At 69.9% G+C, this 25,459-nt stretch carries 22 protein-coding genes; 18 read left to right on the plus strand and 4 right to left on the minus strand.

What is annotated here, in order from left to right; translation table 11 throughout:
• The first annotated feature begins 16 nt into the window (after positions 1-16).
• The 13 genes from NL115_RS10825 to NL115_RS10885 all read left to right on the plus strand — a co-directional run bounded on the left by NL115_RS10825 (position 17) and on the right by NL115_RS10885 (position 15,424).
• Positions 17-1,120 carry a DegT/DnrJ/EryC1/StrS family aminotransferase gene (locus NL115_RS10825; RefSeq protein ID WP_254829382.1) on the plus strand — a complete coding sequence of 368 codons (1,104 nt, stop codon included), beginning with the start codon at positions 17-19 and terminating at the stop codon, positions 1,118-1,120.
• Complete coding sequence (locus NL115_RS10830; RefSeq protein ID WP_254829383.1) at positions 1,113-2,099, plus strand: Gfo/Idh/MocA family protein; 987 nt, start codon at positions 1,113-1,115, stop codon at positions 2,097-2,099. The genes NL115_RS10825 and NL115_RS10830 overlap by 8 nt, the downstream gene beginning before the upstream one ends.
• A gap of 372 nt (positions 2,100-2,471) precedes the next feature.
• Positions 2,472-3,053 carry an acyltransferase gene (locus NL115_RS10835; protein ID WP_254829384.1) on the plus strand — a complete coding sequence of 194 codons (582 nt, stop codon included), beginning with the start codon at positions 2,472-2,474 and terminating at the stop codon, positions 3,051-3,053.
• Positions 3,050-4,375, plus strand: coding sequence for a nucleotide sugar dehydrogenase (locus NL115_RS10840; protein WP_254829385.1), 1,326 nt, complete (start codon positions 3,050-3,052; stop codon positions 4,373-4,375). The genes NL115_RS10835 and NL115_RS10840 overlap by 4 nt, the downstream gene beginning before the upstream one ends.
• Before the next feature lie 32 nt (positions 4,376-4,407).
• The gene (locus NL115_RS10845) at positions 4,408-5,484 is read left to right on the plus strand and encodes a DUF354 domain-containing protein (protein ID WP_254829386.1); all 1,077 of its coding nucleotides are present in this window, start codon (positions 4,408-4,410) and stop codon (positions 5,482-5,484) included.
• A complete protein-coding gene (locus NL115_RS10850; RefSeq protein ID WP_254829387.1) occupies positions 5,477-6,751 on the plus strand; it encodes a glycosyltransferase family 4 protein in 1,275 nt (424 codons plus the stop codon). The genes NL115_RS10845 and NL115_RS10850 overlap by 8 nt, the downstream gene beginning before the upstream one ends.
• A 299-nt stretch (positions 6,752-7,050) precedes the next feature.
• Positions 7,051-8,064, plus strand: a complete 1,014-nt coding sequence (locus tag NL115_RS10855) for a glycosyltransferase family 2 protein (protein ID WP_254829388.1) — start codon at positions 7,051-7,053, stop codon at positions 8,062-8,064.
• Positions 8,065-8,273: 209 nt separating this feature from the next.
• Positions 8,274-8,894 (plus strand): DUF7344 domain-containing protein, encoded by a 621-nt coding sequence (locus tag NL115_RS10860; protein ID WP_254829389.1) that lies wholly within the window; start codon positions 8,274-8,276, stop codon positions 8,892-8,894.
• Positions 8,895-8,916: 22 nt separating this feature from the next.
• On the plus strand, positions 8,917-9,408 hold the full coding sequence (locus NL115_RS10865) for a helix-turn-helix transcriptional regulator (RefSeq protein WP_254829390.1): 492 nt from the start codon (positions 8,917-8,919) through the stop codon (positions 9,406-9,408).
• A 436-nt stretch (positions 9,409-9,844) separates the two neighbouring features.
• Complete coding sequence (glmS, locus tag NL115_RS10870; RefSeq protein ID WP_254829391.1) at positions 9,845-11,659, plus strand: glutamine--fructose-6-phosphate transaminase (isomerizing); 1,815 nt, start codon at positions 9,845-9,847, stop codon at positions 11,657-11,659.
• 393 nt (positions 11,660-12,052) lie between these two features.
• The gene (locus tag NL115_RS10875) at positions 12,053-13,414 is read left to right on the plus strand and encodes a hypothetical protein (protein WP_254829392.1); all 1,362 of its coding nucleotides are present in this window, start codon (positions 12,053-12,055) and stop codon (positions 13,412-13,414) included.
• Between the two features lie 115 nt (positions 13,415-13,529).
• A complete protein-coding gene (locus NL115_RS10880) occupies positions 13,530-14,051 on the plus strand; it encodes a hypothetical protein (protein WP_254829393.1) in 522 nt (173 codons plus the stop codon).
• 155 nt (positions 14,052-14,206) lie between these two features.
• Positions 14,207-15,424, plus strand: coding sequence for a S8 family serine peptidase (locus tag NL115_RS10885; protein ID WP_254829394.1), 1,218 nt, complete (start codon positions 14,207-14,209; stop codon positions 15,422-15,424).
• Between the two features lie 117 nt (positions 15,425-15,541).
• Here the strand turns inward: NL115_RS10885 and NL115_RS10890 are convergent, their stop codons facing one another.
• The 4 genes from NL115_RS10890 to NL115_RS10905 all read right to left on the minus strand — a co-directional run bounded on the left by NL115_RS10890 (position 15,542) and on the right by NL115_RS10905 (position 17,671).
• Positions 15,542-15,814, minus strand: a complete 273-nt coding sequence (locus NL115_RS10890) for a DUF7521 family protein (RefSeq protein ID WP_350355310.1) — start codon at positions 15,812-15,814, stop codon at positions 15,542-15,544.
• Positions 15,814-16,173 carry a helix-turn-helix domain-containing protein gene (locus NL115_RS10895; protein WP_254829396.1) on the minus strand — a complete coding sequence of 120 codons (360 nt, stop codon included), beginning with the start codon at positions 16,171-16,173 and terminating at the stop codon, positions 15,814-15,816. Before NL115_RS10895 ends, NL115_RS10890 begins: the two co-directional genes overlap by 1 nt.
• 131 nt (positions 16,174-16,304) lie before the next feature.
• Entirely contained in the window at positions 16,305-16,850 is a 546-nt protein-coding gene (locus NL115_RS10900; RefSeq protein WP_254829397.1) for a hypothetical protein, read from the minus strand.
• A complete protein-coding gene (locus tag NL115_RS10905; RefSeq protein ID WP_254829398.1) occupies positions 16,847-17,671 on the minus strand; it encodes a DsbA family protein in 825 nt (274 codons plus the stop codon). The genes NL115_RS10900 and NL115_RS10905 overlap by 4 nt, the downstream gene beginning before the upstream one ends.
• Positions 17,672-18,550: 879 nt before the next feature.
• On the opposite strand from NL115_RS10905, the gene NL115_RS10910 reads away from it, so the two are divergent.
• The 5 genes from NL115_RS10910 (at position 18,551) to NL115_RS10930 (ending at position 25,310) form a co-directional block, all read left to right on the plus strand.
• Positions 18,551-19,243, plus strand: a complete 693-nt coding sequence (locus NL115_RS10910) for a twin-arginine translocation signal domain-containing protein (RefSeq protein WP_254829399.1) — start codon at positions 18,551-18,553, stop codon at positions 19,241-19,243.
• 55 nt (positions 19,244-19,298) lie between these two features.
• Positions 19,299-21,167, plus strand: coding sequence for a spermidine synthase (locus tag NL115_RS10915; protein WP_254829400.1), 1,869 nt, complete (start codon positions 19,299-19,301; stop codon positions 21,165-21,167).
• Positions 21,164-21,766 (plus strand): DUF2617 family protein, encoded by a 603-nt coding sequence (locus tag NL115_RS10920; protein ID WP_254829401.1) that lies wholly within the window; start codon positions 21,164-21,166, stop codon positions 21,764-21,766. Before NL115_RS10915 ends, NL115_RS10920 begins: the two co-directional genes overlap by 4 nt.
• A gap of 40 nt (positions 21,767-21,806) precedes the next feature.
• Entirely contained in the window at positions 21,807-22,772 is a 966-nt protein-coding gene (locus NL115_RS10925; RefSeq protein ID WP_254829402.1) for a DUF8108 domain-containing protein, read from the plus strand.
• 162 nt (positions 22,773-22,934) lie between these two features.
• Complete coding sequence (locus tag NL115_RS10930) at positions 22,935-25,310, plus strand: pentapeptide repeat-containing protein (protein ID WP_254829403.1); 2,376 nt, start codon at positions 22,935-22,937, stop codon at positions 25,308-25,310.
• The last annotated feature ends 149 nt before the right edge of the window (positions 25,311-25,459 follow it).

Consider the following 25,459-nt stretch of genomic DNA (forward strand, 5'->3'; position numbering starts at 1 on the left):
AGGGGGTGCGTTCGGCGTGAGCGAGGTCCCCATCGCCGACCCGCAGCTCGGCGTCGCCGAGCGCGAGCGGGTCGCGGACGTGTTCGACTCGGGGATGCTCGCGGCCGGCGAGGAGGTCGCGGCCTTCGAGGCCGAGTTCGCCGACCACTGCGGGACCGACCACGCCGTCGCCACCACGAACGGGACGACCGCGCTCCACGCGGCGCTCGAGGCCGTCGGCGTCGGTCCCGGCGACGTGGTGGTCACGACACCGTTCTCGTTCGTCGCCACGGCCAACGCCATCCGGTTCGCGGGTGGCATCCCGAAGTTCGCCGACGTGGACCTCGAGACGTTCAATCTCGACCCCGAGGCGGTCGAGGCACGCATCCGGGCCATCGACGGGCCGGTCTCGGCCATCGTCCCCGTCCACCTGTACGGGCTGCCGGCCGACATGGACCGCTTCCGCGAACTCGCCGACGAGTACGACGCCGCGCTCGTCGCCGACGCTGCGCAGGCCCACGGTGCCTCGTACGGGGGCGAGCCGGTCGGCTCGCTCGCGGACGCGGCCACGTTCTCGTTCTACCCGACGAAGAACATGACCACCGGCGAGGGCGGGATGGTCACGACCGACGACCCGGACGTGGCCGACGCGCTCGAGCGGTTCATCGACCACGGACGGCCGGTCGACGGTGACTCGTACGAGCACGTCGAGCTGGGGCACAACTACCGGATGACGAACCTCGCGGCCGCCATCGGCCGCGCTCAGCTGGAGAAGCTCCCCGAGTTCACCGAGACCCGCCGCGAGAACGCCGCCGCGCTCGATGCGGCGCTCGCGGACACGCCGCTCCGGACGCCGACGGAACCCGACGACCGGCAGCACGCGTACCACCAGTACACGGTCCGGACGGACGACCGCGAGGCCGTCCGTGACCGGTTCGACGAGTGCGGCGTCGGCTCGGCGGTCTACTATCCCGAACTCATCCCCGAACTGGACGCCTACGAGGGGGCCGCCCACTCCCTCCCGGTCGCGGAGCGGCTCACGGACGAGGTGCTCTCGCTGCCGGTCCATCCCGGCCTCGACGAGGCGGCCCTCGAACGGATCGCCGACGCCGCCGCCGGCATGGAGGTGCCTCGTGTCTAGCGCCGCCCCGGTCCGGGCCGGCGTCATCGGCGTGGGGACGATGGGACAGAACCACGCCCGCGTCTACCGCGAACTGCCCGAGGCAGAGCTGCGCGGCGTCTTCGACGCCGACACCGAGCGCGCCACGCAGGTCGCCGAGACGTACGGCACCGAGTTCCGTTCGATGGACGACCTGCTCGACGGCGTGGACGTGGTCTCCGTGGCGGTCCCGACGGAGTACCACTACGAGACCGTCCGCGAGTGCATCGACGCGGGCGTCCACGTGCTGGTCGAGAAGCCGTTCGTCGCGGAGCCGGAGAACGGCCACCGCCTCGTCGAGTTCGCCGAGGACCGCGGGGTCACGCTCCAGGTCGGCCACATCGAGCGGTTCAACCCTGCCACCCGCAAGTTGATGGACATCGTCGAGGACCTCGATGTCATCGCGGTCGACGCCCGGCGGCTCGGTCCCCCGGTCGACCGCGACATCGACGACTCGGCGGTGATGGACCTGATGATCCACGACATCGACATCGTGACCGCGCTCGTCGACGAGGAGGTCGTCACCCTCGACGCCATCGGCAACGACGACGTGGACTACGCCGCCGCGAACCTCCAGTTCGACTCCGGCGTCGTCGGCCAGCTCACCGCCAGCCGGGTCACACAGGAGAAGGAGCGCCAGCTCTCGCTCTCGGCGGAGAACTGCCGGGTGAAGGTCGACTACATCGACCAGACCATCGAGATCCACCGCCAGTCCGCCCCCGAGTACGTCGAGGAGAACGGCGACGTCACCTACCACCACGAGAACGTCGTCGAGCGGGTCTCCGTCGAGAAGCGCGAGCCGCTGAAGAACGAGCTGTCGGCGTTCGTCGAGGCCGCGACCACGGACGCAGAGCCGGTCGTCACCGCCGAGGACGGCCTCCGGGCACTCCGCCTGTCCCGGCTCATCGAGGACCTCGCGGACGAGCGGACCCCCGTCGAACAGCCGGTCGCGGTGCGGTAACGTCCTTCCTGCTCGGTCTGTCGGGCGGTCGGTCGCGGTGCGGTAGCGTCCTTCCTGTTCGGTCTGTCAGGGCGGCCGGTCGCGGTTCGGACCCCTTGCTGACACCGGTCTCACGTCTCCGCCTCGAGAGTGAAACAGCCGATTTCGGCCCTAGCACGGCCCTAAGACGGTGCTTACCTCACGGATAAGAAAGCCGGCACGTCCCCCAGCGGCTGACACGAGCGAGTAGCCCAACCCGCTACCGCCCTCAACCATGACACACACGAGAACACTCATCGCCGTACTGGGAATCGCCGCACTGCTCCTGGGCCTCGGGAAGGCCCTCGGCAGTGTCGAGAACCGGCGGCCGACAGTGGAGATGGTGGTCTGACCATGCCCGCCCAGCTCGGCGATGACTGCCACGTCGACGACGGCGCCACGGTCGGCTACCAGCACCCGGACCACCCCGAACCGACCGTCCTCGGCGACGGCGCGACCGTCCGCGCGGGGACCATCGTCTACACGGGCGTCGAGGCCGGCGACGGACTGACGACCGGCCACAACGCCCTCATCCGCGAGGCGACCGTCATCGGCGACGACGTGGTCGTCGGAACGGACACCGTCATCGACGGGGCCGTCACCATCGGCTCGGACGTGAGCCTCCAGACGGGCGTCTACGTCCCGCGCCAGACGACCATCGGCTCGAACGTCTTCGTCGGGCCGAAGGCGACGCTGACGAACGACCCGTACCCGGTCCGCAAGGACGTCGAGATGGAGGGGCCGACCATCGAGGACGGCGCCTCCGTCGGCGCGAACGCGACCCTGCTGCCTGGCGTCACCGTCGGCGAGGGGGCGTTCGTCGCCGCCGGCGCCGTCGTGACCGAGGACGTGCCGCCGGAGACGCTCGCGATGGGGTCGCCTGCCGAACACCGTGACCTCCCCGCGGACCTCGAGGGGGTGAATGCCCTCGCATGAGCGGGAGTGTCCAGCAGGAGTTCGCCGAGACGGTGCCCGAGAGCGCGACCGTCTGTGTCGTCGGTCTCGGCTACGTCGGCATCCCGCTCAGTCTCGGCTTCGACGAGGAGGGGCTCGACGTGGTCGGCTTCGACATCGACCCGGACAAGGTCGAGCGCCTCGACAGCGGCGTCGACGTCACCGGCGACCACGGTGACGAGGCCGTCGCCGCCAGCGACATCGAGTTCACGGCCAACGAGGCCCACATCTCGCAGGCCGACTACGTCATCATCACGGTCCCGACGCCGGTCGACGACACCAAGAACCCGAACCTCGACTTCGTGAAGGCCGCCGGGCGGACCGTCGGCGAGTACCTCTCCGAGGGCGCGACGGTCGTGCTGGAGTCGACGGTGTACCCCGGCGTCACGCGCGATGTCCTCGGCCCGGAGATCGCGGCGGCCTCCGGACTCGAGATGACCGAGGAGTTCAACCTCGGCTACTCGCCCGAGCGCCTCTCGCCGGGTGACGAGGGCCGTGGCCTGCGCGACGTGATGAAGATCGTCAGCGGCGACACCGAGGAGACGCTCGACGAACTCGCCGCGCTGTACGGGATGGTCGTCGATGCCGGCATCTACCGTGCGCCCAACATCGAGACTGCCGAGGCCGCGAAGGTGACCGAGAACGTCCAGCGCGACGTCAACATCGCGCTGGTCAACGAACTCGCCATCATCTGCGACCACATCGGTATCGACAGCGACGAGGTCCTCGACGCCGCCGGCACGAAGTGGAACTTCCACGACTACCGTCCCGGCCTGGTCGGGGGGCACTGCATCCCTGTCGACCCGCTGTACCTCGCGCACGGCTCCGAGCGCGCGGGCTACTCGCCCGACCTCATCCTCACGGGCCGCGAGGTCAACGAGTACATGCCCAAACACGCCGCGGAACTGGCGCTGCGGGCACTCAACGAGAGCGGGAAGGTCCTCAAGGACTGCCGCCTGCTCGTCCTCGGGCTGTCCTACAAGCCCAACGTCGGCGACATCCGCACCTCCGAGGTCGGCGGCGTCATCACGGAACTCGACACGTACGGCATCGACGTCGAGGGCCACGACCCGCACGCGCCGGACGAGGCCATCCGGGACCAGTTCGGCATCGACACCGTCGACGACCCCGACTTCGAGGGGTACGACGGCGTCGTCCTCGCCACGCCGCACGAGGCGTACGCGGACCTCGACGTCGAGGCGATGGCGGAGTCGCTCAACGACGACCCCGTCCTGCTCGACGTGATGGGCACCGTCGAGGAGGAGCGGGCCCAGGAGGCGGGCCTGACCTACCGCACGCTGTGACCCGTGAGCCACGACACCACGCCCAGAACCCAATGAAGTACGTCGTCACCATCCAGCACCCCGGCCACGTCCACTTCTTCAGGCACGCCATCCGCGAGCTGGAGGACGCGGGCCACGAGGTCCACGTCTTCTGCAAGGACCTGGAGGTGGTCTGTGACCTGCTCGAGGAGTACGGGCTGGCGTACGAGGCCCTCGCGGGCGACCGCGGGAGCCTGCTCAACCTCGCGGTGACCCAGCTCACCTACGAGGCGCGGCTGCTGCGCCGTGCGCGGGCCATCGACCCGGACGTGATGACCGCCATCGGCGGCACCGCCGTCGCACACGTCGCGCCGCTCGTCGGGGCCCGCTCGGTCGTCTTCACCGACACCGAGCACGCGCCCGGCAACCGGGTCACGTTCCCGTTCGCCGACGAGGTGTGGACGCCCGAGTGCTACCACGGCGACGTGCCCGACGAGCACCACACCTACCCGGGCTACCACGAACTCGCCTACCTCCACCCGGACCGCTTCGAGCCGGACCCCGCGGTCGTGGCGGCGGCCGGCCTCGACCCGGACGACCGGTTCGTCGTCCTCCGCCTGACCGCGTGGGACGCCTCGCACGACGTGGGGCAGGGCGGCTTCGAGGACATGGCCGACGCCGTCGAGCGCCTCGAGGCAACGGGCGCGGAGGTGCTCGTGACGAGCGAGGTGGACCTCCCGCCCGACCTCGAGGACCGCCGCGCCAGCGTCGCACCCCACCGGATGCACCACCTGCTCGCCGCCGCCGACCTGTTCGTCGGCGAGGGGGCGACGATGGCCGTCGAGAGCGCCGTCCTCGGCACCCCGGCGGTCTACGTGAACACCCTGCGGATGGGCTACACGGACGAGGTGGAGGCCCGCTACGGCCTCCTCTACAACTGCCAGGGCTCGTTCCGGCACCAGCGCGCCCTCTCGACCGCCGAGCGCATCCTCGCCGGCGAGGAGGGCGGTGACTGGGCCGACCGCCGCGAGGCTCTACTCGCCGACACGGTCGACACCACCGAGGTCGTCCTGGCCGCACTGCGCGACGAGACACCGCCGACCGGCGCCGGGACCGACTCCACGGCGACGGTCGCCCCCGCCGATGACTGACCCCGACGACCCCCCGTCACTGACGGGGAGCGAGTGGTCTCGGTCCGGGGTGCCGGTGGCGCTCCGTGGCCCCGCCGTCGGCGACCGTGACCGGACCGACGACGGTGGCGACGCCGGCGACCGCGCCAGCCCCGATGTGGACGGTATCCCCCTCGCGGGGACGCCACTCCTCCGGGACGGCGGACAGCGCCCGGCGTCGGTCCCGGCTCCGGACGCGTCCGGCGGCGCGGGCGACACTCCGGATGGTGCCGCGGCCGACACTGGCGACGACACCCCGGACGGCACCGCAGGGACGGCCCCGGCGGCCAACACGACCGCCGACACCCCCGACGACGACCTCCGGGAGGCCGTCTCCGGCCTGCGCGTCCTGCAGCTGACGAGTTCGCGCCGGTCGTTCTTCGAGAAGCAGGTCGAGGGGCTGGAGGCCCTGGGCATCGAGTGCGAGACGGTCTCGGTCCCGACCCGTGACGGGCGCGAACGGGGCCGGGGCCCTCGCGAGTACCTCGCGTTCGCGCTCCGGACGCTGGGGCGTGGGCTGGAGGAGTTCGACCTCGTCCACGCCAACTACGGGATGCTCGGGCCGCTCGCGCTCGCCCAGCCGACCCGCCCGGTGGTGCTGACGCTCTGGGGCTCGGACCTGCAGGGCCCGGGCTGGCTCTCGCGGACCAGCCGGCTCTCGGCCCGCTTCGCCGACCGGACGGTCGTCCCGTGGCCGTCGATGGCCGCGGACCTCGACACCGACCACGACCTCGTCCCGTTCGGCGTGGACACGGACCTGTTCCGGCCCATCCCTCAGGACGCGGCCCGCGACCACCTGGGCTGGGCCCCCGACGAGCGCGTCGTGCTGTTCCCCTACGCCCCCGACCGGCCGGTGAAGAACCACCCACTGGCCGAGCGCGTGGTCGAGCAGGTCCCCGACGCCACCCTCCGGACCGTCTCGGGCGTCGACTACGAGGCGATGCCGTACTACATGGCGGCGAGCGACGCGCTGCTCGTGACCTCCGACCGCGAGAGCGGGCCGATGGTGGTCCGGGAGGCCGCCGCCTGCAACCTCCCGGTCGTCTCCCGCGATGTCGGCTTCGCCGCCGACGCCCTCGACGGGGTCGCCAACTGCGCCATCGCCGAGGGTGAGGCCGGCCTCGCGGCCGCCCTCGAACGCGTCCTCGACGCCGACGGCCGCTCGGACGGCCGCGCGACGGTCGACGAACTGGGTATCGACGAGACCGCACGCCACCTCGCGCAGGTGTACCGGTCGGTGCTGGACTGAGCGCCCCGGTCCTGGTCCCCCGTCCCGCTCCACGATTTTAGATTTCTGAGTGATATTCTTGGGAAATATCTTCCTTTCGCCGGAAATATCGACATTTCGTCATATCTGTTGGCGGGGTGGCCCCGTGGTACGGTTTCGAGAGGGCCTTACGCGGTCGCTAACGCTCCGCTCTCGCAGATTGTCTATCTCATAGTAAACTCGTTGTACCCTCCACGGGGACGTGATGACTCACGTCTCGCTGACGATGGGCGTGCCGGGTCGGTCCGGCGTCGTCCACCCGGCGGCAGGGGGTGTCGACCGTGTATAGGGACCACACCGTCGGTGTGGTCGTCCCGGCGTACAACGAGGAGACGCTGGTCGGTCGGGTGGTGGAGACGATGCCCGAGTTCGTCGACCGCGTCTACCTCGTCGACGACGCCTCGACCGACGACACCTGGGCGGAGATCAACGACGCCGTCGCGACCGCTCGCGAGGCGGAGGCCCTCGACGACGGCTCCATCCACGGCGCGTTCGACGAACGCTGGGTCCCCATCCAGCACGACGACAACCAGGGCGTCGGCGGGGCCATCCTCACCGGCTACCGGCGCGCGCTCGCCGACGACATCGACGCGACGGCGGTGATGGCCGGCGACGCGCAGATGGACCCCGACGTGCTGCCGCGCCTGCTCGACCCCGTGGTCGAGGGCGAGGCCGAGTACGTGAAGGCCAGCCGCTTGCTCCGCCGCGAGGACTGGACGGGGATGCCGCCGTTCCGCCTGTTCGGGAACCTCATGCTGACCGGGCTGACCCGCATCTCGAGTGGCTACTGGCGGATGACCGACCCGCAGAACGGCTACACCGTCATCTCCCAGCACGCGCTGACGGAGCTGGACCTCGATACGCTGTACGAGGACTACGGCTTCGCGAACGACCTGCTCGTCCGGCTCAACGCCCACGGGATGCCCATCGCCGACGTCGAGACCCCCTCCGAGTTCTTCTACGAGGACGAGGAGTGGGACAGCCACATCGACCTGAAGACGTTCGTCCCGAAGACCTCCGTGCTGTTGCTTCGGAACTTCTTCTGGCGGCTCCGGCGCGACGGTGGGCCCGGCCCGGTCCGGTCGTTCCTCGCGCTGTACGCCGTCGGCGCGGTCGGCGTGGTGGTGGCGCTCGTGCTGTTGCTCTCGAGCGTCGTGGCCCCCGCGGGTGATTCCCTCGACGGCTCCCCGTCGCTGCTGGTGGCCGGTGGCCTCTCACTCCTGCTCGGGTTCGCCCTCGACCTCGGCTCGAACGCGGGGCTGCACACGCGGGTGTACGCCGGGGCCGACGAGTGAGTCGCTGTCTACGCACGCTGCGCCCGACGGCCGACCGGTACTCGATGTCTCGTCCAGTCCTGTCGCGCCCTTCGGTTCAGGTGGGGTCCGGCATCGTCCCGAACAGCGACGCTATGCACGGTCTAAGGGCGTCTCGGGCCGTGCAACGGAGTGAAACAGGTGACAACAATCTCGGTCGTTTGTATGCCTCTGTTGCCAACGGTGGGTCGATGACAGCGACACGCGATGGCGCTCCCCCGGCGGAGCCGGCCGCCGAGGAGGAATCGGGGCCGCCGTCGGCCCCCGCTGGTACGTCGCCGCCCGGACTCTCGGCCGACGAGTTCTTCCACGCACTCCAGGAGGAACGTCGCCGGTACGCGCTTCGGTGCCTGCTGGACCACGAGGGGCCGGTCGAGGTCGACCGGCTCGCCGAATGGGTCGCCAGCCGGGAGCACGGGCAGGACCACGGCGGCCCGTCGGCCGAGGCGTGCCAGCGGACGTACCTCTCGCTCTATCAGTGCCATCTCCCCAAGCTGGACAGCCTCGGCCTCGTCGACTACGACCAGTCGAACGAGACCGTGACGCCGACCGTGACGGCCGACCACTTCGCGCCCTACCTCGGCGCCCCAGTTCCGGGCGACGAGCACGATGCCACTCCGGACGAGCCTCCTGCTGGCGGTGGGTGGTCCCGGGCGCTCGTGGGCGCGAACGCCCTTGGCGTCGGCCTGCTGGCGCTCGCGTGGTTCGGCCCCGTCGCCGCGCTCGCGGTCTCTTTCCGCGTCGCGGCGGCCGCCGTCCTCGCCATCCACACGGCACTGACGGCTGTCCTGGTCATCGACCGCGGACTCTGACCCAGCGATTCATCCTGTAGCTATGACATTCACGACCACCACCCAGCCGACAGCCACGCTCGCCCCCTCGGAACCCGGGGTTATCGCCCGCCCCTCGTTCGCCGTCCTCGGGACCGGTGTCGGTGAGCTCCAGCTGGCGTTCACCTTCCCACTGCTCGGGCTGTTCCTCGTCGGGGTCGCGGCCGTCCTCGCGTTGCTCACCAGCGTTCGCGACTGGCTGTCCGATGCCGTGGCCGCCACGAGAGTCGCCGACCGCCTGTCCGACGACGAGCCCGAATCGACGGCCGGCATCCCGTCGGCGGCGCGGCTCTCCGAGGAGGAGCAGTTCGTGGTGGACCTGCTGCGGCGAAACGAGGGTCGCATCCGGCAGTCGAACATCGTGGAGCTGTCGGACTGGTCGAAATCGAAGGTGAGCCGCCTCCTCTCGACGATGGAGGCGGAGGGCTACATCGAGAAGGTCGCCGTCGGGCGCGAGAACATCATCGTCCTGCCCGGCGAGGAGCCGGAGCGGTAGCCGTCCCCGCCCGGTCCGTCCCGGCGGTGCTCACCGGTACTTGCACGACCCCCACCGGGTCCGTCACGGCGGGGATGTCGATACGGTGACGACCCACGCCGGCCGCTTATCGTCTGACAAATCGGTTGTCGCGGCGATTATTACGCTCGTAATAGCCGCCGACCGGCGGGAACGCGTGTGCAAACCGCGGTATTACGGCTATACTGTCATCCGTACTCCCTCCGGCCCCGGATGCTGACGCGGTCGGTCCGCTTACCCGGCCGATAGTAATGGAACGTACTGCTCATTGGATGGTCACGGAGAGACGGACCCCCCGGCTCCGTGTGATTCGACCAATGACCCACCAGATACCTGCGACCCGGTTCCGACGTCCCCGATCGCCCGACGACCACGGCACGCCCGCCGTCAGCCCTGCCGGCCAGCGAGGGGGCTGACCATGTGTGGCATCATCGGCTGCGTGGGAACCGAAGACACCGCGTACCGCCTCGTCTCCGGGCTGGAGAACCTGGAGTACCGCGGCTACGACTCGGCCGGCATCGCCGTCCGGAACGGGCAGGACATCCGGGTCGAGAAGAACGCCGGGAAGGTCACCGAGCTGAAGCACGCCATCGTCGACGACGTCCCGCGCGGACAGCTCGGCATCGGCCACACCCGCTGGTCGACCCACGGCGCCCCGACCGACGAGAACGCCCACCCGCACACGGGCGAGACGGGCGAGGTCGCGGTCGTCCACAACGGCATCATCGAGAACTACGACGAGCTCCGCGAGGAACTCGAGGCCGAGGGCCGCGAGTTCACCAGCGAGACGGACACGGAGGTCGTCCCGCACCTCATCGAGCGCTACCAGGCAGCGACCGAGGACCTGACGGGTGCCTTCGAGCGTGCCGTCGACGACATCGCCGGGAGCTACGCCATCGTCGCGGTCGCCGAGTCCGCGGACCGCATCCTCGCGGCCCGCGAGGACTCCCCGCTCGTCGTCGGCTTCGACGACGACGCCACCTACATCGCGAGCGACGTGCCCGCTTTCCTCGAGCACACCGACGAGGTCGCCTACCTGCAGGACGGCGACACGGCGATGCTGTCGGCCGACGGCCTCCGCGTGACCGACGCGGACGGCGACGAGGTCCAGCGCGAGCGCGAGGTCGTCGAGTGGGACGCCGAGGAGACCGGCAAGGGCCAGTACGACCACTTCATGCACAAGGAGATCGACACCCAGCCCGAGGCCATCACCAACGCGCTGCAGGGCCGTGTCGACGACGGCGACGTCTCGCTCGAGAACTTCCCGCCGGGGACGTTCGAGGGCGTCGCGGCCGTCCAGTTCGTCGCCTGCGGGACCTCCTACCACGCCGGGCTCTACGCCGCCCGCCTGCTCAACAAGGCGGGCGTCCCGGCCAACGCCTACCGCGCCAGCGAGTACGCCAGCGGTGACATCCCCGCGACCGGGGACACGCTGGTCGTCGCGGTCACCCAGAGCGGGGAGACCGCCGACACGCTCAGTGCGCTCCGGAAGGCCCAGGATATGGGCGCGCGCACGACGACCGTTACGAACGTCGTCGGGTCGACCGCGGCCCGCGAGGTGGAGACGCCGCTGTACATCCGCGCCGGTCCCGAGATCGGGGTCGCCGCGACGAAGACGTTCTCCTCGCAGGTCACGACGCTCGCGCTCCTGTCCGAGCGCATCATCGACGACGTCGAGCCCGGGACGCCCCGCGAGGACCGCGCGTCCTACCTCGAGTCGCTCCAGCGCCTCCCCGACCAGATCGGCGAGGTGCTCGGCACCTCCGAGGCCGAGCGCGTCTGCCGCAACCACGTCCACAAGGAGGCGTACTTCTTCATCGGCCAGGGCGTCGCCTGCCCGGTCGCGAAGGAGGGCGCGCTGAAGTTCAAGGAGATCACCTACGAGCACGCCGAGGGCTTCGCGGCGGGCGAACTGAAGCACGGGCCGCTCGCGCTCGTCACGCCCGACACCGTCGTCTTCGCCGTCTTCACCGGCGGGGAGCGCGACGAGAAGACCCTCAACAACGCCAAGGAGGTCCAGGCCCGTGGTGCCGACATCGTCGCCATCGCGCCGGAGGGCGTCGACGTCTCGGCGTGCACCGACGAGGTGCTCCGGGTTCCGGAGACGGACTCGGACCTGACGAGTCTCCTCACGAACGTCCAGCTCCAGCTGCTCTCGTACCACTCGGCCGATATGCTCAACCGCGAGATCGACCAGCCGCGCAACCTCGCGAAGAGCGTCACGGTCGAGTGACACTTCCCGGGGCCTCCGTCTCGCGAACGACGAGCCCGGCTTCGTCTGCGATTTCGACCGACCACTGTACGGCCGATAGCCGCGGCATCGTCGCCCGCCGATGCTACTTTCCGCCCGGTCGGCGCCGCACCGTCGCTGGCCGATGACAGGCCGCGACTGCAGACCAGCCTTCCGACATCTAGCGCTATCGCCACTCTAAGCATCTCCTGAAACTGTTGTCGCGAGATAATCGGTCCGATAGCTTCGGGGGCGAACTCGTTCCCACGAGAGCGTCCGAATCTGCGCAATCGGGTGCCGGCGGTCGATTGTGGAACTTACACCGCCTGTAAGTTCGTGAACTGGTCTGAACGGCCGCTGTCGTTGATAGGGCTGTATGGCCCCACCGGCTGATGCATGGTACGCACGACGATTGCAGCCGCGGTCGCACTCTCACTGGTGCTGACCCCCGCCGCGGTCGGCGGTCAGTCCAGTGTCGCGTCGGGTGAGACGCCCGCCTCGATGGATGTCGGGCAACAGCTGCCGAACCTCGGCAGCGACACGCCTCAGTCAAGTCAGGCTGGCAGTTCGAACTCCGACGACGACCTGCAGTGCGAACCCGGTGAGGAGGATGGAGACGTGATCAACGACGACGATGTCGTCGACCCCGGTACGGGCGAGTCCCGCGACGGGGCCACCGACGGTGACAACGACATCACCAACGACAACGATGTCGTCGACGCCGACCCCGATGCACCGGGTCGGAACAGCACCGGCACGGACGACGAGTCCGGTGACGGCGACATCATCAACGACAACGACGTCGTCGACGGGGACGGGGACCTCCCCGGTAGCAGCGCCGGTGGCGACGACGGCACCCGCGACGAGGGCGACGGCGACGGCGACATCATCAACGACGACGACGTCGTCGACCTGGACGGCAACGACAACGGCCCAACCGGCAACTCCACCGACGGTGGTGGCGACGGGACGGCCGACGAGGGCGGCGACGGTGACATCATCAACGACAACGATGTCGCCGACGTCGACGCCAACGACAACAACCCCGACGACGGGACCAACGACGGCGGCAACGATGGCACGACCGCCGGCGGTGACGGCGACGGTGACATCGTGAACGACAACGACGTCGTCGACCTGGACGCCAACGACAACGCCGTTCGCGACGGTGCGAACGACGACGGCTCCGACGGCACCAGCGACGGGGGCGGCGACGGCGACATCATCAACGACAACGACGTCGTCGATGCCGACGCCAACGCCAACGCCGTGGTCGACGAGTCCGGTGACAGCGGCTCCGACGGCACGACCGACGAGTCCGGCGACGGCGACATCGTCAACGACAACGACGTGGTCGACGCCGACGCCAACGACAACAACGTCGTCCAGCGCTACAACGAGAGTTCGGACGGCGGCGACGACGGCACCAACCACGACGACGAGGTCCGCAACGACAACGATGTCGTCGGCCTGACCGTCAGCGGCAACACCCTCTCCGAGGGTGAGCGGGGCGAGAACGACATCTCCGTCAACCCGCAGAACGTCGAGGTCAACACGACCACCGTCGACGGCGGTACCGACGTCACCAACGACAACGATGTCGTCGACGTCGACGCCAACGACAACACGGTCGTCGAGTCCTCCGGTGACGGCGATGGCGGCACACCGAGTCCGCCGAGCAGTCCGTCGTCGCTCACGGAGACGAGCGAAACGACCGACGGTACCACGAGCGACGCGACGACGGACGCGATCGCGTAACGTCGCTCCGCCCCGTCGTTCATTTCTTCGGCTGCCACGCCCGGTAGCCGCAGGTCCCCGGTCCGAGAGCGCTTGGCGGGACCTAACCAAGGGGGAGCATCGCCAGGGGTGGGGTATGGGACAGACGACGCGTCGCGGAGTGCTCGCCACGATGGGTGTGCTCGCCACCGCCGGGTGCAGTAGCGTCTCCGGCCTCGGCTCGGGTGGCTCGGATGACTCGGGCGGTTCGGGCGACGGGGCGGACGGTGGCTCGGGTGGGAGCCTCCGGAAGGAGACGGTGAAAGACGTCTCGCGCTCGGTCACCCTGGAGACGGACCAGTTCGAGGCCGTGCCGCTCTCGTTCGACCGACAGACGGTGCTGTTCTTCTCCGTCGTGGCGGACCGGAACGTCGACGTGCTCACCTTCCGACGCCCGGACTTCGAGACGTACCGGACGGACGCGGCCGACCAGCTCCGGTTCGTCGACGCGCTGAGCGAACAGCGCACGGAGGCTACCTCGCAGGGGTCGGCGGTCTCGCCCGGAGAGCCGGTCGTCGTCGTCGACAACACGACGTGGGGCGAGACCCAGCCCAGTCAGCGCGTCGATATCGAGTTCGAACTGGAAGCGTTCATCCGCGACGACGGCAGTTCCCCCTGAGCCGGGCCCGGTGACGGCCCGGCCGCTCGCGGTTTCGGTTCCACAGGCACGCGGTTTCGGCTTCGAAGTGCACGGTCCGAGCTCCGCAGGCGCCGAAACGGTACGGTTTAGCCGAACAATAGGTACACCTGTGCCACCGGCACGTCGGGTGCATCATGGTAGTGGATGGCACTCGGACGCGGCGGGACGTTCTCAGAACAGCGGGCGGTAGCCTCGCGGTCCCCGGCCTGGTCTCGGTGGCCGGGTCGGCGGCCGCGAGTCCGGACGGAATCGACACGGCCACGGAGACGGTCCGGGCGACGGTGGGCTATCGCGACCACGCCGGCAGGCGTGCGGCAGAACAGCTCGCGGTCGCGACCCGGTACGATTTCTCGTTCGACGCGGTGACGGTCGACCTGCCGGCGAGGGCGCTCACCGCGCTCGCGGACGACCCGTCGGTCAGGTACGTCGAGCGCGACATCGAGATGCGGGCGCTCGGCGAGGTTCCGTGGGGTATCGACCGGACCGACGCGGACGTCGCCCACGGGAACGGCGAGACGGGCGCGGGCGCCGACATCGCCATCATCGACACGGGTATCGACGTCACCCACGGCGACCTGGCGGCCAACCTCGGCGAGGGTACCGCGTTCCTCGGGGGAATCCAGAGCAGCGAGTGGCAGGACGACAACGGCCACGGCACCCACTGTGCGGGCATCGCCGACGCCGTCGACGACGGGGAGGGTGTCGAGGGCATCTCGACCGCGGCCACCCTCCACGCGGTGAAGGTGCTGACGGCGCCGGGGTCGGGGCTCTCCTCCGACGTGGCGAAGGGTATCGAGTGGACTGCCGACCAGGGGTACGACGTGGGGAGCCTCTCGCTTGGGTCGAGTTCGCCCTCCGAGGCTGTCCGGGACGCCTGCGAGTACGCCCACGCCGAGGGGGTCTTCCTCGCGACGGCCGCCGGCAACAGCGGCCCCTGTACGGACTGTGTGTCCTACCCGGCCGCGAACGACTACACGGTCGCGGTCAGCGCGACCGACCGCGACGATTCGCTGGCGGACTACTCCAGTCAGGGCCCGGCGGTCGACATCGCCGCGCCCGGGACGGAGATCTACTCCACCTACCTCGGCGGGAGCTACACCCGCCTCTCGGGTACGTCGATGGCCGCTCCCCACGTCGCCGGCGCCGCCGGCCAGCTCATGGCCGACGGACTGAGCGCCGCCGACGCCCGTCTGGAGCTGCAGAACTCGGCAGAGGACGTGGGCCTGAGCGAGACCGAGAGCGGCGCGGGGCTCCTCGATGTCGCCAGTGCCCTCGGGCTGGACTCCAGCGACGACGGCCTCGGCAACGTCGACGACTCGGGCGGGGGCCTGCTCGGGCTCGGGCTGCTGTAGCCGTGCTCTCTCCCCGGGACGACGTGGTGACGAGCCCCTGGCAGGCTCGACGACGGCTGGATGCAGCGAGATGAAGAGACGCATCTGGTGCCTCCAGGCGGCCGACTCCCGCCCGGCTCACTCCTCGCCGAGCGTCAGCGACGCCAGCACCAGCAGCATCCCGCTCGAGACGACGACGGCCTGGACGAGCGCCGCGGAGAACAGCGTCGTATCGAAGACGAGGTAGATGAGGCCCTCGCAGACGGCGCCGACGCCGATGCAGACGAACCCGCCCGAGACGAACAGCATCGGCTGGTTTCCGCTCCGGCGGTAGCCGTGGAACGCCAGTCCGGCGACGACCAGGCTGAGCACGAGCGCGACAAGCTTCACGACGAGGAAGGAGGGCTGTATCACGTGTTCTCACGGAGGTCACTCCAGAGCGACGTGAAGCTGTCCGCGAGGTCGTCGCTTACCTCGACGGCCACCGAGAGGTCGCCCTCCGACAGGTCGACGTGGAGCTCCTCCAGCGTCGTCACGAACCGGCGGCGGTGGGACCCGTCGTCGTCGACGGTCGAGCGCTCCTCCAGCAGGCCGTGGTCCTGCAGCGTGGCGACGCGGCGGTAGACGGTGGCCAGCGAGACATCGCAGTACTCGCTCAGCGTCTTCGCCGTCTTCGGCTCCCCGTCCGCGGCGAGGAGGATCTGCCGCGAGTGGTCGTCCGCCAGAACCTCGAAGAGAGCGGCCGCGCTCGGCTCCTCCTCCTGTCCCATGTCCGGGGCGTATCGGTCCGTCGGCAAATGCTCGGTGGTGTCGCCTGCCTGTCCGAGCCCTGCCGTCAGGTGTGTCGTCGGGGAGGCTGCCCGGGTGCGCGGTGCCTGGCTCGTCCGCTGGTTCGGAGGACTCAGGCGCTCTCACCTGCCGGAGAGACGGAGCACTGGCGCGGGTCGCCGACGCGGGCGAGGTAGACGCCGAGCAGCAGAAGCCCCCCGAGCCGGAGCAGGTTCCCGTGGAACGGGAGCGTCGCCAGTGCCCCGGCGAAGCCGAGCAGCCCCAGCACGCCCGCCCCACAGCTCGCACAGCCCGAGGCGAGCAGGCCCGGGAGGACGCTGGACGCCCCGCTCGCGCCGCTACCGGCGCCGTACTGGAGTCGACCGAGCGCGGTCGTCAGCGCCACCCCGGTCGCGACGGCGTACGTCACGACGAGCGCGAGCCCGACCGTGCCGATGGTCGCGTACGTGTTCGCGGTGAGCGCCAGCAGCGCGTCGTCCAGATAGCCGATGCCGGCCCCGAGCATCTGGGCCGAGTACGACGGGAAGGTGCTCAGGATGAGCAGGACGTACGTGAGGACCGCGACGCCTGCTGCGAGGAGCATCCGCGGGGTGGACGTGAGCGGGTAGCCCAGCGCCGCGAGGAATCCCTCGACGTGGCGTTCGAGGTAGCCGCTCACGCGTTCTTCACCCGTGTTATCGCCTCGTCGAAGCGCTCGTACGGCTGTGCGCCGGTCACCTTGCCCGCCTTCTCGGCCGCGCGGTTGTAGAGGATGAACGCCGGCGTCCCGCCGATACCCAGTTCCTCCGCGGCGTACTTCCGGTGTGTCTCGAGGGACGTCTCGATGTCGCTCCGGTGTTCGTCCATGCACGTCTCGACGGCGGCCGCGTCGACGCCCTCGACGCCGCGTGTCAGGTCGAGGAGGTTCTCCTTCGCCATCCAGCCGGAGCCCTTCTCGCCCTGGGCGTCGTACATCGCCGCGTGCCAGCGCAGGTAGTGGCTCGGGTTCGACTCCCGGACCTGCCGCCAGACACAGCGGTCCATCACCGCCGCCGTCATCGACCCCTCGCTGAGATACGGGAACTGGATGAAGACGAGGCGGACGTTCCCGGTCCGGACGTGGTTCTCGACGAGTTTCGGGAACGCGCCGTGTTCGAACCGCTTGCAGAACGGGCACTGGTAGTCGGTCCAGTAGTAGATGTCCACGGGCGCGTCCATCGAACCCATGATGGGATGGCCAGCGAGGTCGATGCCGAGGCCGGCCGTCCCCGTGCTGTGGTGGAACCCCGTGTCCTGCGAGGCGCGTGTGCTGTCCCCGTTCGAGCCGTTCGTCCCGTCAGACCCGTTCACTCCCGTCGAGCCCGGGGCCCCTGGGCCCGACGGCTCGCTCGACTCGGCGCCGAGATGCGGGGCGGCGTAGACGACGCCACCGCCAGTGAGCACCGTTCCGACGCCACCGAGTACCGCCCGACGCGTGGTCAGCGTGTCCGGGATGTCCATACCACGGGGTCACTCTGGTCGGATAAAGGGTGACTGCCGATTTGCTGGGTCTGCAAATTTGCGCCGATTCTGTCTGGAAAACTTATGCGCGGGCGGTCGTTCGTGGGCAGCGACCGCTCGCGGATACGGGTCCTCGGCCGGTCGGAATCAGGTGCGAGCCGGGGACGTCGTCGGTGCTGGTCTCGTCGTGTCGGGCTGCCGCTGGCTGCTGTCGTCGGGGGTCCCGGTGCCGTTGGGCGTCCCGGTTCCAGTGTGATAGTACCCGGTCCAACTGGTCGCCACCGCTCCGGAGCGCTGGCTCCCGCTCTGGAGGCCTCGATAGCAGAAACCCCACCGTTTCCGGTCGAACTACCGCCGCTCGCGGACGTGGTCGCTGGTCCGTGTCTCCACGTGGAGCTGTCGGTCGTACGGAGCCACGCGATGTCGTCCTGCAGGCGGTGCGCCGCACGGAGTGCCTCGACAGTGTCGAACGACTCGCGGAGTTCCTCGTTCGTGAACAGCGCGTGGACCTGTCCTCGTCGGCATCTGCCGGCTGCGGCTGTCGTCGTGGTAGGGGCAGCACAGCGTGGCGGTGGGGCTGGTGGCACAGCGTGGCGGTGGGGCTGGTGGCACGTTCCTCCGAGCGGAGGTGGTGGTTCTGGATGGCCTGTGGGTCCCGGACCCCACCGAGCCGTCGGCGACAGCGCTCGTGCTCGACGGCTCCGTGGTGTGCGAGAAAAATCGTGAAAATACCCCGCAAGCAGACTGGATTCAAAATTTAATATAAATGGGGGATACAAAGTGCTTGTGATGGGTATAGGTGTCTTATCCGTCGTTGTAGTATATTTCATTCTCGGTGGAAAGATACTTGTGGGAATACGAGAAACGCTGGGTGACACCATGCAGCGACGCAAATTCCTCCGGGGAGTGGCTGCAGCGGGTGGAGTCGCTGCCCTGGCCGGCTGCTCGTTCCTCAACAGCGCGCCGCCGCCGCGGCGGTCCAATGCTATCGCGTCGGTGGAGCCACAGAACGGCGCCCTCCAGATCGAGCCCGTCGACAGTCCCTGGATCGAGTCCCGCAAGGACACCTCCGCGCCGACGGCCGCTGGGCTGCTGGCGCCGCTCAGCCCCATCGGCGGTGCCCGGGCTGCGAAGGGTGGCGGCAGCGGGGGTCGGGGGGCCACCGGCCGGGGGAGCGGCGGCTACGCCTCCGCACCGCGGACCCACCACGGGCGCGCCTGGTGGCACGGTGGCGACTACGCCGACGACTGGCGCGAGAACCACGAGGACGAGGTCCGACGCTATCGGGCCTCCATCGCCGCCATCGGGGTCGCCTTCCTCGGTAGCGACGAACGCTTCGAGGACGACCGACCCGGCGCCGGCGAGGTCCCGTGGGACGAGACGTTCCAGAACATCGACCAGGCCCACAGCTACGAGATCTCCCGGGAGGGGTGGTACCGGGTCGGCGCCCACATGGTCGGACCGGATGGCGACGCCGACTTCGGCTGGGAGTCCATCGACATGGAGATCGACCGGACCGCCGGCGGCGACTTCGTCGTCGACGAGAAGTGGAAGGTCTCGCCGCGCCTGTGACCGGCAGCGCGCCGGCCTGTCCGTCGCTTCCCGCCGGTAGTCACCCGACGCCCACATGACCGACAGCTCCCCCGCCGCCAGGTTCCCCGCGGTCGGCGTCCTGCACGCGCTGACGTTCGTCGTCGCGTTCTGTAGCTTCGCGTACGAACTCGTCTACGCCGAGCTGCTGACGGTCGTCTTCGGTGGCACCGTCACCCAGTACGGGCTCACGGTGGGGCTGTTCTTCTCGTCGCTCGGCATCGGCTCGTTCGCCTCGCGGGCGCTCGACGACGACCGGCCGGCGAACTTCCTCCGCGTCGAGTTCCTGCTCGCGCTGGTCGGGCCCGCCGGCTTCCTGTTCGTCCTGCTCGTGACGGCCGGCGAGCCGCCCGCCTATCTCCCGTACGGGGTCGTCGAGGTCGCCGCCCGGCTGCCCGTCGTGGCCGTCGGCCTGCTGTCGGGCTTCGAGCTCCCGCTCCTGACCGCGCTGGTCGAGCGCGAGGCCACCGACGGCCGCGGGGCGGGTCCGCTCGCCCGGGTCCGCGAGCGCCTCCGGGCGGGGACCTACCGTGCCGCCGGCCTCGTCTTCCACGTCTCCCGTGACGACGAGGCCGTCGAGGGCTATCCGACGGTGCTGGGGATGGACTACCTCGGCGGGCTGGCCGGGGCGCTCCTGTACGTCTTCTGGCTGTACCCCCGGTACGGGCTGGTGGCGACGGTGTTCGTGCTGGGGCTACTGAACGGACTGGCGGCCCTGGCGTTCGTCGCCCGGTTCAGCACGTGGAGCCCGCTCGTGGGTGGGGCCGAGCCCAGCGAGGACGGAACCGGCACGGCCGGCGAGAGTACCGCGGCCGACGGCGGGCACCGCCGGCTCCGCAGCGAGGAGGCCCGGGCGCTGATACTCGCCACGCTCCTGCTCACCGCGACCTACGCCGGGGTCGTCCTCGCCGCCGACCGCGTCGAGGGCGAGGTGGAGTCGTTCTACTTCGCGAATCGCATCGAGGCCGAGTACCCCGACGGCACCATCGACGCCACCGTCTCGACCGTCGAGCGGACCCGGTACCAGCGTATCGTCCGCTACGAGCGGACCTGGACCGGCACCGGCACGAACCCGTACTTCGCGGAGGCGAGCGAGGAGTGCCTGCGGCTCGGCACCGCCGTCCAGCTCTGCGAGTCGTGGGCGGACTCCTACCACCAGGGGCTCGTCGACGTACCGATGACGATGTACGAGAACGGGAGCGAGACGAACGTGTTACTGCTCGGCGGCGGTGACTGGATCGCCGCCGACCACCTGCGCGCGTACAACGTCACCGTCGACCACGTCGACCTCGACGGGGAGTTCATGGAGCGGACGCGAGACCGCGAGTTCTACGCCCGCTACCACGACGACGCCTACGCGTACGACCGACTGAACACGACGGTCGGCGACGCGTGGCGCTACCTCGGCGAGACCAACGAGACCTACGACCTCATCCTGCTGGACCTGCCCGGCGCCGAGGACGACGACCTGCTGCGGCTCTACTCGACGGAGTTCTACGACCGTCTCCGGACCCACCTCGAACCGGACGGCGTCGTCGGGACGTGGGTCTACTCCCGGTACGGCGCTGCCCGTCACCACGCCGCCTACGTCGAGACCGTGCGGGCGGCCGGCTTCGACCGGCACGTCGCGTACAGCGCCTGGGAGGACCTCGACGCCGACGACGAGACCGAGCGCGTCGAGCGGTTCTACCTGCTGTCGCCGGATGAAGGGCCCGCGTTCGACCCCGACGCGGGTGGGGCCTACGTCCGCCGGCACGCCGACCGCTACCGCGACCTGCAGTGGGAGCCGACGCCGGCCTACCGCGGCGTCCGGCCGAACCGCGTCCTCCACCCGAACTACGATATCCTCATCCGCCCCAGTCTCCGGAACGAGGACCGCCACACTACGGGGTGGTGGCCGTGGTGAGCGACGACCCGGCCGGCGACGGTGGGGCCGCCGACGCCGACGGGTCGGACATCCCGTCCGACGCCCCGGACCACACGTTGCTCCGGCTGGTGCATCTGTCGACCGCGCCCGACCTCGACGCGATGGACGTGAAACGGCGGGCCGAGGCCCGGCTGCTCGGAGCCCGTGCCGACGTGCGCGTCATCGGGAGTTCGCACTGTCTGAGCGTCCCCGGCGCGGGCTTCCACGAGCTCTGCTCCTGCCGGCCCCTCCCGGAGCTGGGCGTCCACCCCTCCGAGGACGCTGCCGCCCCCGGCGATGGCGCCCCGGCCGGCGCAGCGGGCGGACCGGGCGCCGTGTCGCCCCGCCGGATTCCGCTCTCGCCCGGCGTCGAGCGGACCCTGACGACCACGACGGGCGAGGTGCGCGCCGCCACGACGGTCGAGGGGCTCGGGCTGGACGCGTTCCCCGCCGACCGCGACTTCGACGTCCGCTACCGGTTCGGTCCGGACGCCGTCACCGCCATCACGCTCGACGGCGACCGGTTCGAGACCTACCACACCTACCCGGAGTTCGACCTCGCGCTCCGCTCGGAGACGGTGCTGGGGCGGCTGGAGTGACCGGGAGATTCACGGCGAACGACGCCGAACGGCTCCAGATATGACCGACGAACCCGCGTGGGCGGACGGACCGGAGGCGACACACTACGACGGGGACGTGACGCTGACGGGGGAGCCGGGGCCCGTCGTCGTGGAGGACCCCGCGGACACGTTCGTCCGGGCCGACGCCGTGACCGGCGACCTGAAACTGGTCGACGCGGAGTACGTCTTCACCGACACGCCGGTCGAGGGCGGGACGACCGTCGGCCAGCCCGAACTCCGGGTCGCGGGCGATGTCGAGGATGGCTACGTCGACCGGCGCGGCGTGGAGGGTGACGCCGTCGTCGCCGACGCCGAGGACGTGTTCGTCGCCGGCCGGGCCGCCGGGACGCTGGACGTGACGGGCGCCGAGAGCGTCTTCCGGGCGAGCGGCGACCCGCCGGACACGAGCGGCTTCGAGTCGTTCGTCGGCTGGCGGCGCTCCGGGAGCGTCGAGAACCCCGATGGCGTCGCGCTGGTCGGCGCCCGCCACGACGTGACCGTCTCCGGTGTCACCGACGACCTGACCGTCTACGTCGTCGGGCACGACCACCGCGTTCGCGTGGACGGGCCACGCGGGACCGATGCCGACGTGACCGTCCGGTTCGTCGGGTACGAGAACACCGTCCGGCTGGGGCCGTATCTGACCGTCGCCGACACCGTCGAGGGCGGCTACGACAACGTCGTCGACGCCGACCCGTTCCCGGTGAACGACCTCATCGAGACCAGTCACGACGAGGCCTACGGTGTCGCCTCCTTCGGCCGCACGAAGGTGACCTACCAGGCAGAGGCCACCGAGGACTGGTGTCCCAACTGCGGCGCCGAGGCCGACGCCATCATCGAGCGCCACCAGGAGGAGGTGTTCCTCCTGTTCGGTATCCCGGTGAAGACCTACGACGAGGGGGGCGTCTCCTACGAGTGCGAGGAGTGTGCGGTCCGGACCGACACGGCCCTCTCGGAGTCCGAGCGGCGGTCGGTGCTGCGCTGAGGGGCGTGCCGCCGGCTCGCCCCGCCCGGCGCTCGCTCCGTCCGGACGACGACCCGCGCCACCCGGCGCTCGCTTGTGTCCGCCCGCTCTCGTCGCACTCGGCCGGACGAACGGGGTCGAATCGGGGGAACGTATTAGTCGGTGAACGCACCAGTCCGTGCCATGTCCGACGAACAGGAGGCGGGTCCCGACCCGGACGCTGGCGGGGGTGGGGGGACGACACCCGAGAACGGCGACGGCTCGGTCGCCGATACGACTGCCGAGCCCCGCACCGACCCCGGCGACCTGCCCACCTACGACGACGTAGCGACCGCGCGGGAGGTGCTCCGCGCGTCCCCGGCCGAGCGCGACGAGCGCGGCCTCACCGACGACGACGTGCGGGCGGCGTTCCGGACGGTCATCGACGAGGGTGACCGGGAGGAGAAGGACCTCTCGGGGGTCACGCTCCCGGCGCTGGCCCTCGATTACGAGGTCGTCGACGGGACGAACAAGCACCCGGTCGACCTCCGGGGGGCGACCGTCGAGAAGCTCAGCGCCGAGCGGGGAACCATCCGGATTCCCCTCCACCTCGAGGACGCCACCGTCGGCGATATCCAGCTGGAGGGCGCACACGTCACGCAGGACCTCGTTCTCGACGGTGCGACCGTCACCGGCGACGTGGACACGTTCGAGGCCGTGTTCGACGGCGACCTGGAGTGTCGTGGTACGACGTTCGAGGGTGCGGTCGAACTGGACGAGGGGTCGTTCCACGACGACGTGAGCTTCGACCAGGCGACGTTCGAATCGGGGTTCGCCGCCCGCAACGCCGAGTTCTTCGGCGAGTCCCATCTGCTGGACGACAGCACCAGCTTCGACGAGGCGACGTTCGCCGGCGAGGCGGACCTCCGGCACACGGAGTTCGGCTACGCCCGGTTCGAGGACGTGGCCTTCGAGAGCGACGCGACGTTCGAGGAGGCCGACTTCCGGGGCGACGTCGAGTTCGACGGCGCGACGTTCGCCGACGAGGCCGACTTCGACGAGATCCGCTTCGGCGGGGACGCCTCCTTCGCCGGTGCGACGTTCGGCGGCCTGGCGCACTTCCGCGGCTCCGTCTTCGAGGGCGGGGCCCGCGTGCTGGAGGCCGACGCCGCCTTCCAGGACGTCTCCTTCGAGGGCGAGGCCGATTTCACCCGCGCCGGGTTCCGGGTGGCGGACTTCACGGGCGCGTCGTTCGCCGGCCCGGCGACGTTCGTGGAACTCGCGACGAGCGACGACCTGACACTCGTCGACTGCGAGTTCGGTGCCGAACTCCACGCCGAGGAGGCCGTTCTCGACGGGGACGTGGACGCCACGGGCGCGTCGTTCGCCGCGCCGGTACTGTTCGAGGAGGCGGAGTTCGGCGACGACGCCTCATTCGCCGAGTGCCGGTTCGACACGCTGGCGGACTTCGACGAGGTGCTGTTCGACGGCGACACCACCTTCGAGGGCGCGACGTTCGAGGGCGAGGCCGACTTCCGCGGCACCGAATTCCTTGGCGACGCCAACCACCTCGCCGACGGTGTCTCCTTCGCGGACTGTCGGTTCGAGGCGCACACGGACTTCGACGACGCGGCGTTCACCTCCGCGGACTTCGGCGGCGTCACCTTCGGCGCGCCCGCAGATTTCACGGGGGCGACGTTCGACGACCGGCTCGTCTGCCGGGCCAGTGCGACCACCGCCGCGACGTATCTCGACTTCACCGACGCGAAGATCAAGCGTGGTCGTATCGTCCAGCCCGAATCCAGCTGGGTCCACTACGACATGACCCGTGCTAGCCTCGGCGACGTGGCGCTGGATGCCGAGCGCGAGTCGGACCGCCGGGAGCTGCTGGACTACTTCCGCTTCTGTAATACGGAGTTCGACGAGTTCGACGGGCTGGCGTTCGACTTCTCGGACCACACGGACTACCTCGACCGCAACGAGTGGGTGCTCCACGACTTCGACGAGAACATCGATGTCGACTACGAGTTCGCGCTGGAGCTGACGCCGGGGGTGACCGAGACGACCTACCTGAAGGCGAAGAACGCCGCCTCCGCGGCGGGGGAGATGAAGGCCGCCGGCGAGTTCCGTGTGAAGCGGCAGGCGTTCTCGCGCCGGAAGCACATCGACATCGCCAAGGACCCGAGCGTGAGCCTCGGTGCCAGGCTCCAGAACGCCGCGAGAGCCGCCGAGAACGGTTTCCTCGGCCTCACCTGCGGCCACGGGATGCGCCTGCTACGTATCGCGCTGGTCTTCGTCCTCGCGCCGCTCCTGTTCGTCCCGTTCTACACGTTCGGTGGCCCGGCGTTCGCCACCACTACCGGCCAGTTGGACTCGCTCTCGGCACTGGCGACCCCCGCCGGGCAGGAGGTGCTGCTCGGCAATATCCACCTCAGCTACATCTCCTACACCACCATCGGCTACGGGAACGAGGCACCGACCGCCATCGCCGGCCGGCTGATGGCCAGCAGCGAAGCCTTCCTCAGCACCGTGCTCGCCGCGCTGGTCGTCTACGCACTGGTCAAGCGCTCGGAACTGTAGCGGCTCTAGCGGCTCGGGAGCGATGATGTCGAGGCCTCTCTCGCTGACATCTACCAGCCATCCAGCGCGCCGGTGACTCCCTCGTCCACTGCCGGGGCCCGGGGACGGGCCTCAGCTGCCCGAGCTGGGAGGCCGACCGGTCCCCGGCA

Source organism: Haloglomus salinum, from assembly GCF_024298825.1.
GTDB lineage: Archaea > Halobacteriota > Halobacteria > Halobacteriales > Haloarculaceae > Haloglomus > Haloglomus salinum.

Excerpts from the sequence above, each read along its gene's own strand:
- NL115_RS10875 (WP_254829392.1), top strand. The coding sequence starts at position 12,053 with ATGGTACGCACGACGATTGCAGCCGCGGTCGCACTCTCACTGGTGCTG.
- glmS (WP_254829391.1), top strand. The coding sequence starts at position 9,845 with ATGTGTGGCATCATCGGCTGCGTGGGAACCGAAGACACCGCGTACCGC.
- NL115_RS10910 (WP_254829399.1), top strand. The coding sequence starts at position 18,551 with ATGCAGCGACGCAAATTCCTCCGGGGAGTGGCTGCAGCGGGTGGAGTC.
- NL115_RS10860 (WP_254829389.1), top strand. The coding sequence starts at position 8,274 with ATGACAGCGACACGCGATGGCGCTCCCCCGGCGGAGCCGGCCGCCGAG.
- NL115_RS10880 (WP_254829393.1), top strand. The coding sequence starts at position 13,530 with ATGGGACAGACGACGCGTCGCGGAGTGCTCGCCACGATGGGTGTGCTC.
- NL115_RS10835 (WP_254829384.1), top strand. The coding sequence starts at position 2,472 with ATGCCCGCCCAGCTCGGCGATGACTGCCACGTCGACGACGGCGCCACG.
- NL115_RS10925 (WP_254829402.1), top strand. The coding sequence starts at position 21,807 with ATGACCGACGAACCCGCGTGGGCGGACGGACCGGAGGCGACACACTAC.
- NL115_RS10845 (WP_254829386.1), top strand. The coding sequence starts at position 4,408 with ATGAAGTACGTCGTCACCATCCAGCACCCCGGCCACGTCCACTTCTTC.
- NL115_RS10865 (WP_254829390.1), top strand. The coding sequence starts at position 8,917 with ATGACATTCACGACCACCACCCAGCCGACAGCCACGCTCGCCCCCTCG.
- NL115_RS10930 (WP_254829403.1), top strand. The coding sequence starts at position 22,935 with ATGTCCGACGAACAGGAGGCGGGTCCCGACCCGGACGCTGGCGGGGGT.
- NL115_RS10840 (WP_254829385.1), top strand. The coding sequence starts at position 3,050 with ATGAGCGGGAGTGTCCAGCAGGAGTTCGCCGAGACGGTGCCCGAGAGC.
- NL115_RS10850 (WP_254829387.1), top strand. The coding sequence starts at position 5,477 with ATGACTGACCCCGACGACCCCCCGTCACTGACGGGGAGCGAGTGGTCT.
- NL115_RS10895 (WP_254829396.1), bottom strand. The coding sequence starts at position 16,173 with ATGGGACAGGAGGAGGAGCCGAGCGCGGCCGCTCTCTTCGAGGTTCTG.
- NL115_RS10905 (WP_254829398.1), bottom strand. The coding sequence starts at position 17,671 with ATGGACATCCCGGACACGCTGACCACGCGTCGGGCGGTACTCGGTGGC.
- NL115_RS10915 (WP_254829400.1), top strand. The coding sequence starts at position 19,299 with ATGACCGACAGCTCCCCCGCCGCCAGGTTCCCCGCGGTCGGCGTCCTG.
- NL115_RS10885 (WP_254829394.1), top strand. The coding sequence starts at position 14,207 with ATGGTAGTGGATGGCACTCGGACGCGGCGGGACGTTCTCAGAACAGCG.